This is a genomic window from Novosphingobium barchaimii LL02 (genome assembly GCF_001046635.1).
GTDB classification, from domain to species: Bacteria; Pseudomonadota; Alphaproteobacteria; order Sphingomonadales; family Sphingomonadaceae; genus Novosphingobium; species Novosphingobium barchaimii.
The window spans coordinates 465,605-482,476 of the sequence record NZ_KQ130455.1; the positions used below are offsets into that span (position 1 = coordinate 465,605).

General features: G+C 64.9%; 12 protein-coding genes. 4 read left to right on the top strand and 8 right to left on the bottom strand.

Annotated features, from left to right (window positions below):
• Nucleotide 1: 1 nt before the first annotated feature.
• From V474_RS16645 to V474_RS16685, 8 genes are all read right to left on the bottom strand, one after another.
• Nucleotides 2-1,381 carry an MFS transporter gene (locus tag V474_RS16645; RefSeq protein WP_059152548.1) on the bottom strand — a complete coding sequence of 460 codons (1,380 nt, stop codon included), beginning with the start codon at nucleotides 1,379-1,381 and terminating at the stop codon, nucleotides 2-4.
• Nucleotides 1,378-3,066: an AMP-binding protein gene (locus V474_RS16650; protein WP_059152549.1), complete on the bottom strand. Its 1,689-nt coding sequence runs from the start codon at nucleotides 3,064-3,066 to the stop codon at nucleotides 1,378-1,380. The genes V474_RS16645 and V474_RS16650 overlap by 4 nt, the downstream gene beginning before the upstream one ends.
• Nucleotides 3,067-3,077: 11 nt before the next feature.
• Entirely contained in the window at nucleotides 3,078-5,582 is a 2,505-nt protein-coding gene (locus tag V474_RS16655; protein ID WP_059152550.1) for a TonB-dependent receptor, read from the bottom strand.
• Between the two features lie 222 nt (nucleotides 5,583-5,804).
• The gene (locus V474_RS16660; protein WP_059152551.1) at nucleotides 5,805-6,644 is read right to left on the bottom strand and encodes a ThuA domain-containing protein; all 840 of its coding nucleotides are present in this window, start codon (nucleotides 6,642-6,644) and stop codon (nucleotides 5,805-5,807) included.
• 8 nt (nucleotides 6,645-6,652) lie between these two features.
• On the bottom strand, nucleotides 6,653-7,915 hold the full coding sequence (locus tag V474_RS16665) for a cytochrome P450 (protein WP_059152552.1): 1,263 nt from the start codon (nucleotides 7,913-7,915) through the stop codon (nucleotides 6,653-6,655).
• Between the two features lie 127 nt (nucleotides 7,916-8,042).
• Nucleotides 8,043-10,175 (bottom strand): PQQ-dependent dehydrogenase, methanol/ethanol family, encoded by a 2,133-nt coding sequence (locus V474_RS16670; RefSeq protein WP_059152596.1) that lies wholly within the window; start codon nucleotides 10,173-10,175, stop codon nucleotides 8,043-8,045.
• Nucleotides 10,176-10,177: 2 nt separating this feature from the next.
• On the bottom strand, nucleotides 10,178-11,221 hold the full coding sequence (locus V474_RS16675) for an aldehyde dehydrogenase family protein (RefSeq protein ID WP_236711298.1): 1,044 nt from the start codon (nucleotides 11,219-11,221) through the stop codon (nucleotides 10,178-10,180).
• A gap of 678 nt (nucleotides 11,222-11,899) precedes the next feature.
• A complete protein-coding gene (locus tag V474_RS16685; protein WP_007685994.1) occupies nucleotides 11,900-12,592 on the bottom strand; it encodes a hypothetical protein in 693 nt (230 codons plus the stop codon).
• A gap of 165 nt (nucleotides 12,593-12,757) precedes the next feature.
• Here V474_RS16685 and V474_RS16690 point away from each other — a divergent pair, with 165 nt between their 5' ends.
• The 4 genes from V474_RS16690 to V474_RS25685 all read left to right on the top strand — a co-directional run bounded on the left by V474_RS16690 (nucleotide 12,758) and on the right by V474_RS25685 (nucleotide 16,646).
• Nucleotides 12,758-13,354 carry a recombinase family protein gene (locus tag V474_RS16690; protein ID WP_007685993.1) on the top strand — a complete coding sequence of 199 codons (597 nt, stop codon included), beginning with the start codon at nucleotides 12,758-12,760 and terminating at the stop codon, nucleotides 13,352-13,354.
• Nucleotides 13,347-14,999, top strand: a complete 1,653-nt coding sequence (locus V474_RS16695; RefSeq protein WP_007685992.1) for an IS481 family transposase — start codon at nucleotides 13,347-13,349, stop codon at nucleotides 14,997-14,999. The genes V474_RS16690 and V474_RS16695 overlap by 8 nt, the downstream gene beginning before the upstream one ends.
• Nucleotides 14,999-15,976 carry an ExeA family protein gene (locus tag V474_RS16700; protein ID WP_007685991.1) on the top strand — a complete coding sequence of 326 codons (978 nt, stop codon included), beginning with the start codon at nucleotides 14,999-15,001 and terminating at the stop codon, nucleotides 15,974-15,976. Before V474_RS16695 ends, V474_RS16700 begins: the two co-directional genes overlap by 1 nt.
• Before the next feature lie 100 nt (nucleotides 15,977-16,076).
• Nucleotides 16,077-16,646 carry a hypothetical protein gene (locus V474_RS25685; protein WP_062121710.1) on the top strand — a complete coding sequence of 190 codons (570 nt, stop codon included), beginning with the start codon at nucleotides 16,077-16,079 and terminating at the stop codon, nucleotides 16,644-16,646.
• The last annotated feature ends 226 nt before the right edge of the window (nucleotides 16,647-16,872 follow it).

The window sequence follows — 16,872 nt, forward strand, 5'->3', positions numbered from 1 at the left end:
ATCACGTCTGCTCTTCAAGCATGCGGCGATAAGTGGGAAGGGCGCGCGCGATGAAGAAAGCGCTGCCCGCCGCCGCAAGGGCGCAGGTGATGGCCAGGGAATCCCCGACCCGGCCCTCGTCGGCGAAGACATGGTCGGTGATCAGCGCGACGAACGTCGGCGCCAGCGCAAGGCCCGCCACACTGACCACGAACACATAGACCGACGAGGCGACGCCGCGCATGCGGTTGGGCGTCACCATCTGCAGCGCCGAGGAGGATAGCGCCTGCGGCAGGCTGTAGGCCACGCTGGCGGCCGTCGCCACGGCGAAGGCGCTCCAGTAGGTATTCGCGAACATCAAGCTCAGGCTGAGCAGAACCAGCACTACCGAGCAGGCCAGCGCGACGATCAGGAGGTTGTCGCGCCGACCGCCAAAGCGCTCTATCGCGCGGGCGACCCAGGGGCTGACCAGCACGCTGAGCGATCCGGTGACCAGCACCGCGATGCCGTACTGCACGCCGACCTGACCGGCGGACACGCCGAATTTGCGGATCAACACGGTCGGCATCCACGCCGGGAAGGCGTAGAGCGTGATGATGAATAGCGGCATGCCCAGGTAGAAGTTGCCGTAAAAGCCTTTGTACTTGCGGAACGTCTCCCAGATTTCGGCGCCAGACATGTGGCGCGCGGCTTCGTTGGCCTTGGCCGCGCGGCGAGCCGGTTCCTTCACGAACAGCAGCAGCAGTGCGATCAGGATGCCGGGCGCGCCGGCGAGGAAGAACACCATCTGCCACGGCTTGAGCGAGGCGAGCAGCGGATAGTCCGAAAGGTCCCATGTCGCGGCGCCGTCCAGCAGCAGGCCGCCGAAAATCAGGGCAAGACCGCCGCCGAGGTACGGCCCCATCATGTAGACGCTGAACGCACGCGGGATCAGCCGCGTCGGGAAGGCGTCGGCGATGATCGACCATGCGGCGGGCGTCAGGCAGGCCTCGGCTCCGCCGACCCCGAAGCGGGCGGCGAACAGCTGCCAGTAGCTGCGTGCCAGCCCGCAGCAGCTGGTGCCGATGCTCCACAGCATGATGCCGAATACCAGCACGCCCTTGCGGCTGCCGGTATCAGCCACGCGCCCGAAGATCGGGCTGAGGATGATGTAGGCGGAGGTGAACGCCAGCCCCTGAAGCAGGCTGAGGCGAGTGTCGTCGAGTCCGAACTCCGCCTTGATTGGCCCGACCAGAAGGTTGAGCACCTGCCTGTCGATGAAGCTGCAGGTATAGGCCAGCGTCAGGACAATGATGAGATACCAGCCAGCGAGCGACCCACGACCTTCCTCGGCTTCCAGCCCCGGGGTGCCATTGGCAGCCGGCTCCAGCATTTCGTCTCCGACGGGCGCAACGACGGTCATACGCGCGGCTTCGCGGAAGGATCGATCTTTCCATCGGCCTTGAAGCCGCGCAGCAGTTCGAACTTCTGGACCTTGGTGGCGCTCATCGGCCAGCTTTCCACGAAACGCACGTAGCGCGGGATTTTGTAGCTGGCGATGCGGCCCGCGCAGTGGGCAATAACGTCCTGCGTTTCAAGCGAGGCACCGGGATTCAGCTCGATGAATGCGGCAGCGACTTCCATCAGCCGTTCGTCGGGCACGCCGACGACCTGCGCCATGCGAATGGCGGGGTGCGTGGCGAGGAAGCTCTCCAGTTCCACCGCCGCGACGTTCTCGCCGCCGATCTTGAGCATGTCCTTGAGGCGGCCCTCGTAGACGAGGCGTCCCATCGGGCCGATGCGGCCCAGGTCGCCGGTGTGCAGCCAGTCGTCGGTATCGACGGCGGCGGCGGTGGCGACATCATCGTCGAAGTAGCCGGCGAACACGCCGAAGCCGCGCACGCGAATCTCGCCCGGCGCACCATCGGGCACCTTCACGCCGTCTTCATCGAAGATGGCGACGTCCATGCCCTCGCAGATCGGGCCGGACGTGGCGAACAGGACATCGTCGGGATCGTCGATGTTGCTGTAACATGGAACGCCGGTGGCCTCGGTAAGGCCGTAGCTGTTGACGTACTTGGCGCCTGGAAACAGCGTCCCGTAGCGGCGCATCAGGTCTACCGGGCCGACGACGTGGTTGATGCGCAGCGCCGACTGGTCGTAGCGCGCGAAATCGGGATGGGTGACAAGCGCGGAGATGATCGTCGGGAAACCGGCGTAGTGCACGGTGGGGCTGCGCTCGATCAGCAGTTCCATCGCCGCGTCGGGGGAAAAGTGGCTCATGCCGACAAAGCAGGCGCCAGTCGCGCGGCAGCCTGCCATCGGCAGGATAGTGGACATGTGGAACAGCGGGAGCGGGTCCCACACCCTGTCTTCTTCGGTGAGGCGGAAGCTGCCCGCCATCGCCTTGCCCATGCGCGAAAGCGAGAGGTGTGTGAGCATGCAGGCCTTGGGCCGCGAGGTGGTGCCCGAAGAGAAGATGATGAGGCCGATGTCCTCGGGGCGCACAGCGGCGGCGCGCTCCAGCACGGTCTGGCGGTCCACCGCGGCGGCCGCCTGTTCGAGCACGGCGATCGTAGGCCAGGGGCCGGGGCGATCGTCACCTACTTCGACGATCATGCGCAGCGCCGGGGCCGCTGCCACCTTGAGTTCACCCCCGCTCCAGTCGGCAAGTTCGGGGAAGACTTCCGTCAGCATCGGGCGATAGTCGCAGAAGTCGTGGGCATGGCCGCCGACCAGCAGCAGTTCGATCCGCGACTTGGGGATCACGTAGGACAAATCGTCCGGCCGGTACCGCGCGTTCAGCAGAACCGCGCAGGCACCGACCAGATCGATCGCATAATAGAGGACCACGTAATCCCAGCAGTTGGGTGCCAGGATGCCCACATGATCGCCCGCCTTGACGCCGAGGCCGATCAGGCCGCGCGCGCGCTCGATCACCTGCTCGAACAGCTCAGCATACGTCGCCTCCTGCCCGTCGTAGACCAGCGCGGGCCGGTCGGCGAAGCGCTTCGCTGCGGCCTGGAGTGTGCCCCCCACCGTCATCGGATGGGGGGCAGCATTGCCATCGGGTTCGAGAAGGGCGGTGTTGGCCACGGTGGTCTCCATTCTTGTCCGGTTCAGGGCATGCGCCAGGTCAGTTGCAAAGCCACGGTGCGCGGCATGGCGCCAAAGCCTGCCTGATCGGCAATGCGGTTGACATTGGTGCCCGTGCCGCTGCCGGTGCCAGCAGCGTCGGTGACGCCGGTGACCACGAACTTGTTGGTCAGGTTCTTCGCGAGCAGAGCCAGCTCCCAGCGCTCGTCGCTACTGCGGACGTGAATTTGCGCGTCGAGGTTCACGTAGGAGCCTTGACGGGACAGCGGCGAACCGAAGGCGGAGGTCAGGTAGCTGGAACTGTAGCGGCTATCGATACCGAACCCGGCGGTGAAGCCGCTGGTGACCTCGGTGTCGTACTTGACGCCCAATGTTGCGGTCCAGCGCGGCGCGGTGAAGGTTGGCACGCCGTCCAGATTCTGGCCCGGCGTTCCGGCACTGGCGCCCGAAGCCGGCACCAGCAGGCCGGGAACACAGCCGTCATTCAGCGACTGGCCGCCGTAGCACGGCGCGATCGTGTCACCGTAGTTGGCCTTGCTGTAGTTGAGCGAGCCGTTCAGCCCGAAGCCATGCAGCGCGCGGGGCTGGAAGTCGAACTCGACCTCGGCGCCGCGCGTCCGCGCGGAACCGGCGTTGACCGAATTGTAGCTGAGCGCGCGCGAATCGAGATAAGTGATCTGTAGGTCGGTGTACTTGTAGCTGTACAGGCTCAGATTCAGGCGCAGCTGGCGGTCCAGCAGCATCGTCTTCACACCGGCTTCGAAGCCTCGGCCCTTTTCGGGGGCGAAAGTGAAGAAGTCCGGCGCGGTCAGCGGCGTCAGGATCGAGCTGTTGGAGAAGCCGCCCGACTTGTAGGCGGTCTTGTACGCGCCGTAGACGTTGACGTCCGGCGATACTTTCCACGCGACGGTGGCTTCGGGCGACCAGTTGGTGAAGGTCTGGTTTGCCGTTACCCGGTCTGTGACGTTATAGTTGATCCCGGCGAAGCGCGGGTTCGCGTAAGGCTGGAAGAAGTCGCTGTCCTTGGTCTCATGGATGTAGCGCACGCCGCCGGTCAGCTCGACCGAGGGCACAACCTTCCAGATCACCTGGCCGTAGCCCGACAGGGTTTCGCCTTTGGTGGTCGATTCCTTGGCGTACTGGACGTAGCGGTAGCCTTCCGGCGCCGCGCTGTTTTCCGCGTTGGCGTTGATCACCACCTGGTCGAAGTTGCGCTTGGTGTTCTGGTAGTAGCCGCCGACCATGAAGTTGACCGGACTGTCGAATTCGGTCAGTGCGCGCAGTTCCTGGCTGAACGCTTTCCATTTGCTGATTTCGGCGCCCCAGATATTGACCGTCGGCGACGACTGGTAATCAATGTCCGCCACCCAGTGGTTGCGATTCTGATTGTAGTTGGTGATCGAGGTGAGCGCGACGTTGCCCAACTGGTAGTCGATGTTTCCGGTGACACCCCACGAGGTGTACTTGTTGAAGTTCTTGTCGGCAGCCATCACCGTCGCGTCGGCGATGTCTGCGGGCAGGTCGTTCATGTAATTGTGAAAGCCCGGCTCGCACGCCGTTCCCGGCATGGTCGTGCTGGTGCCGCCGTCGCAGGCGAAGACGTTGTAGTTCCACGCACCGCCTGCCGTGCGGTTGTAGCCGTAGTTGGCTTTCAGCGTTGCAGTCAGGTCGTCGACCGGTTCCCAGCGCAAGGTGCCGCGCACCAGGAAATCGCGCTCACGCGGGCCGGACTTGCTGGCGGGCGCAACGTGAGGGGTATTGGGCGCGACGGTGGTGGCGGTCGGCGTATCGCGAGTGTTGTAGGTCACGTCACCAGCGCGATTGGTGAATAGCGAGCCGTAATCCTTCGACCCACGAACGGCGACGCGAAAGCCGGCCGTGTCGCCGATCGGACCCGAGACGAAGCCTTCGCCGTAGACCTTGCGCGCGTTGAATTCGTAGCCGGTCCGGATTTGCGCCGTCAGGTGGTCTGTCGGGTTCGCGGTGGTGATGGAAATCACGCCGGCGGTGGCATTCTTGCCGAAGAACAGGGACTGCGGGCCCTTGAGAATTTCCATGGAAGCGAGGTCGAAGAAGCCCTCGTTGATGGTGCGGCCCTGGCCATAATAGACGCCGTCGACGATCACCGCGACGGACTGTTCCATGCCGATCGACAGCGAGTTCGAGCCGATGCCGCGCAAGCTAAGCTGCGCGCCTGAACCCGAGACGTTGCGGCCGATGACCAGCTGCGGGGTGGCGGCGGCAATGCGCTCGAGGCTGGTGAGGTCACGGCGGGCAATGTCCTCGCCCGAGATGACGGTCACGGCGACCGGTACATCCTGCGCGGATTCCGCGCGGCGGCGGGCGGTAACGATGATGTCGTTGCCAGTGGGAACCGCTTCCCGTGCCTGTGGGGGCTGCTGCGGAGCGGGACCTTCCTGCGCGTGCAGAGCGGCGCCTGGCCACATTGCGGGCAGGAGAATGCTTCCGGTCACGAGGAGCGTGCGGCGAATCCGCGAACGACGGGTATCGGTTTTGCCGATCGGCATGGCTTGTGATCCTCTCCACCAATTAGCGCCCTTATGCTGGACGCTTTCTTTGGCTCGTGCCGCTTTCGGCCCGAGGGAACGGTATTATCTCGGGATTATTCTAAGGCAAGTGACTTTTATAATTTCGCTGCGATTGGCGGGAAAATCCCCGGAATCCGGTCGTAATGGCACGCCCGCCTGCGGTACGTCAGGCCTATCAGTGCTTAAAAGTAAGCGAATCGCTTATTCGACTTCGCGCGCGGAACGCGCCCATTCGCGGCCGTCGTCGGATGCGACCCACCGCAAGGCGTTACCTACAAGTTGACGGTAGGTCGGGTCCGCATAGGTGGCCGGGCTGTCGCCGGGCTGGATATAGACCAGGGGACTGTTGCCGGCGGGCTTGGCCCAGGCGAGCAGCGGATTGAGCGCTTCGGGCACCCACGGGGCGCCTTCGCCGTCCGCCAGTCGTTGGACCGCGCGCCGGGCCGACTGAAATCGCGCGGGGTCGATCGTGTCGTCCAGATAGAGCAGCGGCTGGATGGAAGGATCCTCGAACACCTGCTGCAGGTAGAGTTCATCGGTCAGCGCAAAACGCGGCGGCAGCCCTTGCGTCACGGGATGCGGCGTATCGGCCACACGCGCCGTATAGGCGACGTCGGCCAGATAGCCCGAGCCCGGCCGGGCCTCGCCCCCGATAACGGCATCGCGGTACAGGAATTGCCCGCCGATCGCCTGCGCATAGCGTGGCCAGGCGGGCCATCCTGCGGCGGCATGATGCAGCATGACCATGCCCTTGCCCTCGGCCATCAGGGCTTCGAAACCGGCCCTGAACGCGTCCGTCGGCTCGGCGAAGCCCGGGCGTTCGGCGATGGGCGCGCGAAAATCGAGGCCCGGCATGTCGTAGAACAGGATCGCGTCGTAGCGGCGCATCTGTTCGGGATTGAGCAGGACGGCGGCGGCGGGTTGATCCACCATCGTCGGCTCACTGCCCGCCGCGCGCAGCATCGCCTCCAATCCGTCGCGCGAAAAGGCGTGACCTTTGGTGACGACGAAAAGCTCGATGCGGTCTTCCTTGCGGATCATGCGGGTTCTCAGCGCGTTCTGGCGCGGAAGCGGATCGGCAGTTCGCGCAAGGGAAGGGTCAGGAAGTTGGCGCGATGGATCGGTTCAACGAGCGGACGGGCAAGCTCGATATCCTCCAACCGATCAAGGATCGCCTGGGTGCCGATGGCGATTTCCTGCCGCGCCAGCACCGCGCCGACGCAGAAATGGGTGCCGGCCCCGAAGGCGAGGTGAGTTCCGGCATTGCCGCGCTCCATGTCGAACATGTGCGGGCAGGCGAACTTCGCCGGATCGCGGTTAGCCGCGCCATACCGCACGATCACCACCGAACCTTCCGGGATGAGCGTGCCGCTCAGTTCAACGTCTCGGGTGGTGCGCCGGCGCAGGCCCTGCGTCGGGCTTTCGAAGCGGATGACTTCCTCGACGAAGCCCTTCATCCGCTTGGGCTCCTCGCGCAGCTTGGCCATCTGGTCCGGGTGGTTCAGCAACTGCATCAGCGCGTGGCCGATCGAGGTCATCGTCGATTCGAAGCCGCCGCCGATCAGTTGGCTCATCACGCTTTGTAGCTCCGCCATCGTCAGCGGTTCCTCGCCGTCACGCTGCGCGGTGACGAGGGCGGAAATCCAGTCGCCCGTAGGGTTGGCGCGGCGCTCGTCGAACAGGCGACCAAGGTGATGCTGTGCTTCCAGTTCGATGTCGGCATTACGCAGCAGCGCGTCCTCGTCCATCACGTAGGACGCAGGCGCGAGCATCGAATCCGCCCACTTCTTGAATGTGGCGACTTGGCCTGCCGGCAGACCCATCTCTTCGGCCAGGATCGTACCGGGCAGCAGCATTGCATATTCGCTGATGAACTCGCACTCGCCGCGATCGATGAAACCGTCGATCAGGGCGTGGGCAACCTCCTCGATATGCGGGGTCATCTCGCGCACCCGCCCGACCGTGAACACGCGGTCTACGAGACGGCGGTAGCGGGCGTGGTCGGGCGCATCGGTGCGCTGGAGCGTGGCGATATGCGGCCAGCCCTTCGCCTCCATATATTCGCGCAGCCTGGCCGCATTCTCCGGACCCTGCAGTGATGCCCGGTCCACCTTGTTCGAAAATGTCACCGGATCGGTCAGCACCGCGCGCAGGTCGGCATAGCGCGAGACGATGTAGAATCCCGTTTCAGGCATCCGATAGATGCCGGGCGCGTCCTGCATTGCCTCATACATGGCGAAAGGGTCGCTCTGCGTCGTTGGATCGAGAAGGCTGAAGCCTTCCAGCTTTTCCCTGGCGTCGAGGTCGGCCATTGCTTGTCCATCTCCCATATGTCTTTGCGCTTATTATTAACGCATCTGCCTTATAAATGAAGCGCCAGTCTAGCGTTTGTCACAGGTCGGAGGATTTTTTCGGAGGAAATGGCAGGCAGGCGCCTGATTATGGCTCGCCCTTCGCCTTAGCCTCGCGGGCGCGGGCATTGAGGTAGGCGCGGATCGCTTCGGCATCCTGCGGCGTCAGGTATCTGCTGAAGGACACCATGCCCTGATCGGCGAGCACGCCGTCGATCACGACCTGCCGGAACACCCTGGCATCTCCGATCGCGCCCGAGCGGCGCAGATCCGGCAGTACCCCGGAGGACAGCCCTTCCGAGCCGTGGCATACCGCGCAGGTGGCGGAGAACAGGTGCGACCCCCGCGCGACCTGTTGCGCCGAGAATCTCTCGGCCGAAGGCGCATAGGGCGGCGGCGGCGCCTTCTCGCGCGCGGGCAGCTTTGCGGTGCCGCCCAGTCTGAATGCCAGGATGCGGCCTGGCACCCGAGCCTGGGGTGCGGCGTAGCTGGGCATCGCCAGGTTGTAAGCGCCGCCCTTACCCGCCATCACCGCGACGTACTGTGCGCCGTTGACCCTGTAAGATACCGGGCCTGCCATGATCGGCTCCTGCGCATCGAACTGCCAGCGCTGCTCGCCGCTGCGCGCATCGTAGCTGTGGAAGGTGCCTTCGGCGTCGCCCTGGAACACCAGGTCGCCGCCAGTCGCCAGCACGCCGCCGTTCCATGGCCCCTTGTAGGGCGCACGCCACACTTCCTTGCGCGCCACCGGGTCCCACGCGATCAGACGCCCTTCGAATGACTGCAGCATCGCTTCTATCGCCGCCTTGTCCTTGGGCAAATTGCCCGGCTCGGCAAGGCCCATGTTGAGCAGGCCGGGGCGGTATTTGAATGCGCCGTCGGGCGTGTAGACTGCGGGGATTTGCTGCGCCGGGATGTAGACGAGCCCGGTCTGCGATGAAAACGCCATCGGGTGCCAGTTATGCGCACCCCACGGCCCCGAGGTGGCGATGAAGTTGCCCGACTTGTCGTAACGGGCCCGCGGGTCGATGACTGGTCGCCCGGTCTTGAGGTCGACGCGGTCCGCCCAGTTCACCGGCACGTACTTGTCGGCGGAGAGAGGCTTTCCGGTCTCCCGGTCAATCACGTAGAAGAAGCCGTTCTTGGGCGCGTGGAGGATGACCTTGCGGCTGCGTCCGCCGATGGTAAGGTCGGCCAGTGTCATTTGCTGGGTCGAGGTGAAATCCCACTGATCGCCCGGCGTCTCCTGATAATGCCACAGGTATTTGCCGGTATCGGGATCGAGCGCGACGATCGAACCGATGAAAAGGTTGTCGCCCTTGCCGGCGGAACGGATGCCTCGGTTCCACGGGCCGCCGTTGCCGACGCCGATGTAGAGGCGGTTCATCGCCGCATCGTAGACGATCGAGTCCCATACGGTGCCGCCCCCGCCGATCGTCCACCACTCGCCCGCCCAGGTCGGTCCGGCCATGCGTTCGAGCACGTCGTCGGACGCCGCGCCGTCCTTTTCGCCGGGCTTGCCGGGGACGGTGTAGAAGCGCCAGGCAAGCCGCCCGGTCTTCTCGTCGTAGGCCGAGACATAGCCGCGCATGCCCTGGTCGGCGCCGCCAAAGCCGATGAACACCTTGCCCCTGGCTACGCGCGGCGCGCCCGAGATCGCCATTGGTTGCTTGGGATCGGTGGTCTGCACTCGCCAGATCTGCTTGCCGGTCCGGGCGTCGAGTGCGATCAGGCGGCCGTCCACGGTGCCGAAGAAGAGCCGCCCGTCGCTATAGGCCGCGCCCCGGTTGACGACGTCGCAGCAGGCATGGATTGCGCTGTCGCCCGGCACCTTGGGATCGAATTCCCACAACCGCTTGCCGGTCGCCGCATCAAGCGCGACGACCTTGCTCCACGCGGTGGTGGCATACATCACCCCGTCGACCACCAGCGGCGTGCCTTCCTGCCCCCGGAACGTGTCCAGATCGGCATACCAGGCAAGGCCCAGTTGCCCGGCATTCCCGCCGTTGATCTGGGTGAGGGGGGAAAAGCGCGTCTCGTCGTAAGTGCGCCCGTGGCTCAGCCAGTTGTCGGCGTCCCTGGTCGCCGACAGCAGCCGGGCGTCGCTCTTGTTCACATCGGCGCGCTCGGCCCGGCACCCGGCCAGAGCCAGGGCGAGCGTTAGCGTGCACGAAAGGGCTGCGCCGACGTTGCGGCGCGAAACTGCGATCCCGATGGTCACGTTCAACCCTTGAGATAGACGAAGACGGACTTGGTTTCCTGATAGGCGCGGATGCCGTCCTCGGCGTTCTCGCGGCCCCAGCCCGATTCCTTGTATCCTCCGAACGGCATCGCCGGGTGCATCATGCCGTAGCCGTTGATCCACACGTTGCCCGCCTGCAGTCGCGCGGCGGTGAGGTGCGCCTTGTTGACGTCGGACGTGTAGATTCCGGCGCCAAGCCCGTAGCGGGTGTCGTTCGCGGCCTGCACGAGGTCGTCGATGTCATCCACCGGTGTCGCGACCAGAACCGGGCCGAAGATTTCCTCGCGCACGATGCGCATGTCCTTGTTGACGTTGGCGAACACCGTCGGCTCGATGTAGTAGCCCTGGTTACCCACCGCGCTGCCGCCGGTCACGACATGCGCCCCTTCCGACACGCCGGTTTCCAGATAGCGGGCTACCTTGTCACGCTGGCCTTCGGAAATCAGGGGGCCGATCGCATTGTCGGGATCGAAGCCGTGGCCGATTTTGAGGCCCTTGGCGAAGTCGGTGATGCCCGCGACCACCTTGTCGAAGGACTTCTTCTGCACGAACAGGCGCGATCCGGCGAAGCAGACCTGGCCGGTATTGGCGAAGATGCCCATCGCGGCGCCAGGGATGGTCACTTCGGGATCGGCATCGTCGAACACGATCACCGGCGACTTGCCCCCCAGTTCCAGCGTCACGCGCTTGAGCGTCTCGGCGGCGGACTGGACGATTTTCTTACCGGTGGCGGTGGAGCCGGTGAAGCTGATCTTGTCCACCTGCGGGTGATCCACCAGCGCCTGGCCGGCCGTGGCGCCAAAGCCCGGCACGATGTTTACGACGCCTGCGGGAATGCCCGCTTCGACCATCAGGTTGGCGGCGTAGAGCGCCGAGAGCGGGGTCAGTTCGGCGGGCTTGACGACCACCGAGCAGCCGGCCGCCAGGGCAGGCGCCAGCTTGATCATCATCACCCCGATAGGGCCGTTCCACGGGATGATCGTGCCGACCACTCCCACCGGCTCGACGCTGGTATAGGCGTGCATCTTGAGCGCATCGCTAGCTGTAGGCGCTTGCAACCGTAGCAGCTTCTGCTCGCAAACAGCGCCTTTTCCTGCCCAGATTACCTGACAACGAGCCGACTATGCTGCTCACGCTATCCGACAATGTGCTCGCCATCATCCGCGTCTGCTCGCAAACGGCAAAGGGCCGCTCATGGTATCTGCCAACTACAAAGTCGAGATTAGCAGTCATTTGCTGATGCGCGATGCTCACGCAGCTTTGTGGAACCCAAGATCAGAAAGTACACGATGGGGCAAACCACCATCAGCATCACTGCTGGATCGGTAGCCCATCTCGTTGGGCCATCGCTGTCCGGCTCACTTGCTACCGCGAGCATGAGCGCGATTGATCCTCGCACAGCGGCGTAGGTGGCAGGAACAAGCAGGATGTGGAGAAGCCACCCGTAGCGGAACCGCATGGCGCCAAACCAGCAGAGTACAGCTATGGCGGGTGGAGCGAGTGTGGCGGCTACGAAGCCGCAGAACCAAATGGCAAACCCTGCCGGAGTCAGCGTATCGCGATAGTAGCTGGCGATCCCATCCGGTCGCAATCCGAGAGCGACGAAAGAGCCTGCGACGACAACGGCACCCAAAGCCGTCAGTCCGACGCCACGCAATGTCCCGTGTCTCGGCATCAATCTATGCAATCCAGTAAGCCATTGATCAGGCTGCTCGCACTTTGGCTCGGAAGAAGGTCGTTTCCGACCCAATCAGATCGGGGTCGATCCCGCTCTCCTCGGCGGCCAGTTGCTGGATGATCCGCCAAATCTCGGGGGCGGTGAGGCGCGCGCCGTCGCGGGCAAGCCTGCCACGGTTCTGCTCCGTGACCAGTCGGGCGAGATCGCCGATAGTGTCGCACCTCCGAGGTAATCGCCGGCGGTCGAGGTGCCGTAACCATAGCCCCGCGTAGGCGCTCGCTCCAGCAGCGAAGATGCGAAGGGGAGGTGCCAGCGTCGTGAAGGCGAGGATCGCGACCGCGACAGCGAAGCAGAGACCACTGACAATCCCAAGCCATCCGGCTCGCGTCGCCGGCATCTTGAGGTCGGTATCGGCTTCCAGGTCGCTGAACGCTTGGCGCAGCTTCCCACCGATCAGCGGCGCCAACGGCGCATCCGGCCCGACGTGCCGGCCAAGCCCGAGCGCGCGTCGAAGCCTGTAGAACGTCATCTGCGTGGCGCATGTCGTGCCGCCCCCGCTGTAGGCTGCGACATGCGCGACGACATGGTCACGCACCTCGCCGAACGTTGTCCAAGGCAGGTTCGAGCGCAGGCGCAGATCGAAGGTGCGCTCGATTGCGAGGAAGAAGTCGGTGTCGTCGCCATCACCGACCCAGCCAACCGTATCGAGCACCTGCATGAACCCGGCTCCTCAGCGGTTCTGCAAAACGACCGTTTCTGACGAGCCGATCGCCTTGCTGGGCCGGCAACGTAAATCTGCGGGCCGCACTTTGTCAAAACTGTTCTGGAAACCCGCGTCGCAAAACGGTATGCCCCGCACGAGTTTGGAGAAGATCAGACGCTCATGCGGGTCGGCTATGCCAGGGTCAGCACCAGCGACCAGAACCCCGAGCTCCAGCTCGATGCGCTGCGGCGGGCCGGCTGCGAGCGGGTGTTCACCGAAAAGGCGTCGGGCGCGCGCGATGACCGGCCCGAACTGGCGCGCATTCTGGAAGACGTGCTGCGCGCAGGCGACACGCTGGTTGTTTGGAAGCTCGACCGCCTCGCCCGCTCGCTCAAGAAGTTGATCGCCACGGCCGAGGATCTGGAGCGCGAGAAGATCGGGCTGGTGTCGCTGACCGAGAGCATCGACACGACAACGCCGGGTGGCATGCTCACCTTTCACGTGTTCGGCGCCATCGCGCAGTTCGAGCGTGCCCTGATCCGCGAGCGAACTACCGCGGGGCTAGTGGAGGCGCGCCGGCAGGGTCGCAAGGGTGGCCGCCCATCGGCAATGCGCCCGAGCGACGTCGCCGCGGCACGGGCGATGATGAAGGAGGGCACGTTGCCGGTGCGCGACATCGCCAAGCGCATGGGCGTGTCGGTCGCGACCCTCTATCGCTATGCAGGCAAGCGCGGCAGCGGTGCATCGATCAAGGAGGCTGCAACAGCCCATGGCTGACCGGGCGAAGCGACCGCCTGGAGAGGCGCTGATCGATCTTCGCCGACGGTTGTCGCTGTTGCCCCCACGCGACCCCGGTCGCACCGAGATCATCGCCCGTGCGGCCGAGGCCTATGGCATCTCCATCTGGACCCTTTACCGGGCGTTGCGCGAGCTGAACCGCCCCAAGTCGGTGCGCCGGTCCGACCATGGTGCGACGCGGGTTGCCCCGCAGGCCGAGATGGAGCGCTACGCCGAGATCGTCGCCGCACTGAAGATCAGGACCACCAACAAGAAGGGCCGGCACGTTTCGACCGCCCGCGCCATCGAGTTCCTGGAAACCGATGGCGTCGAGACGCCGGAGGGCCTGGTCAAGGTAGCACCCGGCCTGCTGAAGCGGGCGACCATCGACCGGCTGCTCCGCTCATCAGGGCTGGACTATGCCCGCGTGACCCGCCCCCACGCAGCCGTTCGTTTTCAGGCGCGGCGATCCAACGAGCTGTGGCACTTCGACATGAGCCCGTCCGACCTCAAGCAGGTCGAGGCGCCGCTCTGGATCGAGCAGGGTCGCGGCAAACCCACGCTGATGCTGTTCTCGGCCGTCGATGACTGCTCGGGCGTGGTCTACCAGGAATATCGCAGCGTCTATGGCGAGGATGCCGAGTCCGCGCTGCGCTTTCTATTCAACGCCTTCGCCGCCAAGCCTGAGCCCGAACTGCCGTTCCAGGGCCTGCCGGTCACGATCTACATGGACAACGGCCCGGTCAGCCGGTCGCGCGTGTTCCAGTCGGTGATGGGCAGCCTCGGCGTGCGCGTCCTCACCCATCTGCCGCCGAAGGCCGACGACCGGCACACCGCGGCCCGCGCCAAGGGCAAGGTCGAGCGGCCGTTCCGCACGGTGAAGGAGGTGCACGAGACGTTGTACCACTTCCACAAACCCAAGGACGAGGCGGAAGCCAATCTGTGGATGCGGCGTGCGCTGGTCACCTACAACAACGGCGACCATCGTTCCGAGCCACACGCGCGGATCGAGCACTGGCTGCGGCACCTGCCCGGCGATGGCGTGCGGGCCATGTGTTCATGGGAGCGGTTCTGCGCCTTCGCTCGTGAGCCCGAGCGGCGCACCGTTGCGGGCGACGCGACCGTCTCGGTTGAGGGCGCTTCCTACGAGGTCGAGCCCGAGCTCGCCGGCGAGACGGTGACGCTGCTCTGGGGGCTGTTCGACCAGCAGCTCTTCGTGGAGCATGACGGCAAGCGGCATGGCCCTTACGAGCCGTCGCGCGGCGCCGTGCCGCTCTACCGCTATCGCAAGTATCAGAAGAGCCGCGCCGAGGAGCGGCTCGACAAGGTGGTCCGGCTCGCTGACCAGCTGGGGCTGCCCCGCGCGACCGTGACGGGCGGCGACCGGCCGCTGCCGTCGCTGCCGCCCTCCACCGCAGGGCTCGCGGTGCGGCAAACACCTTTTCCGGAGCCGGCGGTCGAGACGGCATACCCGACCGGGCTCGCGGCGCGCCACGCCATCGTCGACCAGCTCCGGCGACCGCTCGGCTCGCTGCCTGAGGCAGACCGCGCCTTCATCGACGCGCTGCTGGGCGAAACGCTCGACAAGACCATCATCGCTGACCGCATCCGAGAGCGGTTCCAGTCAAGACGGGGGACAAGCTGATGCTCGCCGACGTTCAATCCAGCTACGGGCTCGCCCGCCCGTTCCAAGGCGTCGGCAACTTCGAGACAGAGCATCAGCGCAACCTCGTGCGCGAGGTCTGTGCGGCCGTGCAGACCGGCAGGTTGATCGTCGTCTCCGGCCTGGTCGGATCGGGCAAGACGCACCTGCTGCGCCGCATCGAGGACGAGCTGGCCCGGGCGGGCAAGGTCGCCGTCGCCAAGTCGCTTGCGGTCGACAAGCGCCGCACCTCGTTGCCCTCGCTGATCGAGGCGCTGTTCTACGATCTCTCGCCCGGTGACCGTGCCCAGGTGAAGATTCCCAAGCAGGCCGAGCGCCGCGAGCGCGACCTGCGCGACATCATGCGCAAGGGCAAGCGCCCGGTCGTACTGGTGGTCGACGAGGCGCATGACCTGCACCACAAGACGCTGACCGGCCTCAAGCGGTTGATGGAGGTGGTGGCTGATGCCGGCGTGCTGCTGTCGGTCCTTCTGGTCGGCCATCCTCGGCTACGCAACGACCTGCGCCGCCCGCAAATGGAAGAGATCGGCTACCGCACGACCACCTTCGACTATGAGGGCATCGGCGCCGAACGCCGCGACTATGTTGCCTGGCTGCTCGGCGCCTGTGCGGCCGAGGGGGTCAAGGTTGCCGACTTGATGAACGAGGACGCGATCGACCTCATCGCCGAGCGCCTGCGCACCCCGCTCCAGATCGAGATGCACCTGACACTCGCCTTCGAGCAGGGCTTCCGCTTCGCTGCCAAGCCCGTCACGGCCGAGATCGTCGAGCAGGTGCTGTCGCGGGCGATTGACGACCTCGAACCCACGCTGACGCGCAACGGTTACGATGCGGGCGCGCTCGCCAGCCAGCTCAACACCCGGCCGTCCGACATACGCGCGTTCCTCGCCGGAACGCTGGACGCCGAACACACCCGCGACCTGACCGAGCGGCTCCGCGAAGCCGGTGTGCCGATATGATACTGGCTGTCCTCGCCTTGGTATCTCCCGCACGCGGACGCAACGCATGTCGTCTGTGCCACCGATTGTGGACGTTGCGCTTCTCTCATAGCCTGCCGGCATGAACAGGCATCTTACCGCAGCTTCTTTATCGATCGTCAGCTTGCTCAGCGCGTGCTCGGCCTCGGCCGAGAGGAGGTTGGAGGGACGAGTCTTCGACATCCCGAGAGCCAACGACATATCCGACAATGATAAGCCGTTCTTTCTACCAGCGCTCGATCCCAGCGACGGGTTCTCGTTCTACCTAAATCCGAGCGCAAGCTTGCCGGAGCGAAACTTGGTGGGCGTGGCAAGCAAGAAGCGGATGTGTGCCCGCGCAGCGGGAACAGAGGCGCTTGTCAACTCGACTGTCTGCGCAAGTCGCCCGCTTTCATGGCGCGGCCGAACACTGCGCAAGGTAAGTGATGGTGTTTTCTGGACATACCAGTTGCCAGCCGAAGCAGGTCAGAAGCGTCCTCCATCGCTGGCGAGTTGCTCCGCCATGGGCGGAGGCTCGCGGCCGGGGCTCTGCACGGCCAATCTGCCGTATGACAATCTCGTGCTGACGATTCACTTCCGAGACAATCAGGTCGGCTCGCTCCAGGCATTATACGATCAATCCGTTGCTAGCCTGAGGAAGTGGGAGCGCTGATGCTTACGGCAAACCCGGCGGGAACGATCGCTGCCAGACCGCTCACCGGCACTCCTCGCTATTGGCAGAAAGCGAGAACAGGCCTTCTCCGTTTGCGAGCAGGCGCGGATGATGGCGAGCACATTGTCGCATAGCGTGAGCAGCATGGCCCACCTGCTGTCAGCAAATCTGAGCAGAAATCCGCGCTGTTTGCGAGCAGAGGCCAGTATCTTTGCAATCGCCTACA

Bases quoted from the DNA above. Each gene is read 5' to 3' on its own strand.
- V474_RS16690 (WP_007685993.1), top strand. From the start codon at position 12,758: ATGCGGGTCGGCTATGCCAGGGTCAGCACCAGCGACCAGAACCCCGAG.
- V474_RS16685 (WP_007685994.1), bottom strand. From the start codon at position 12,592: ATGCAGGTGCTCGATACGGTTGGCTGGGTCGGTGATGGCGACGACACC.
- V474_RS16695 (WP_007685992.1), top strand. From the start codon at position 13,347: ATGGCTGACCGGGCGAAGCGACCGCCTGGAGAGGCGCTGATCGATCTT.
- V474_RS16700 (WP_007685991.1), top strand. From the start codon at position 14,999: ATGCTCGCCGACGTTCAATCCAGCTACGGGCTCGCCCGCCCGTTCCAA.
- V474_RS16650 (WP_059152549.1), bottom strand. From the start codon at position 3,066: ATGGAGACCACCGTGGCCAACACCGCCCTTCTCGAACCCGATGGCAAT.
- V474_RS16665 (WP_059152552.1), bottom strand. From the start codon at position 7,915: ATGGCCGACCTCGACGCCAGGGAAAAGCTGGAAGGCTTCAGCCTTCTC.
- V474_RS16675 (WP_236711298.1), bottom strand. From the start codon at position 11,221: ATGCACGCCTATACCAGCGTCGAGCCGGTGGGAGTGGTCGGCACGATC.
- V474_RS16645 (WP_059152548.1), bottom strand. From the start codon at position 1,381: ATGACCGTCGTTGCGCCCGTCGGAGACGAAATGCTGGAGCCGGCTGCC.
- V474_RS16660 (WP_059152551.1), bottom strand. From the start codon at position 6,644: ATGATCCGCAAGGAAGACCGCATCGAGCTTTTCGTCGTCACCAAAGGT.
- V474_RS25685 (WP_062121710.1), top strand. From the start codon at position 16,077: ATGAACAGGCATCTTACCGCAGCTTCTTTATCGATCGTCAGCTTGCTC.
- V474_RS16655 (WP_059152550.1), bottom strand. From the start codon at position 5,582: ATGCCGATCGGCAAAACCGATACCCGTCGTTCGCGGATTCGCCGCACG.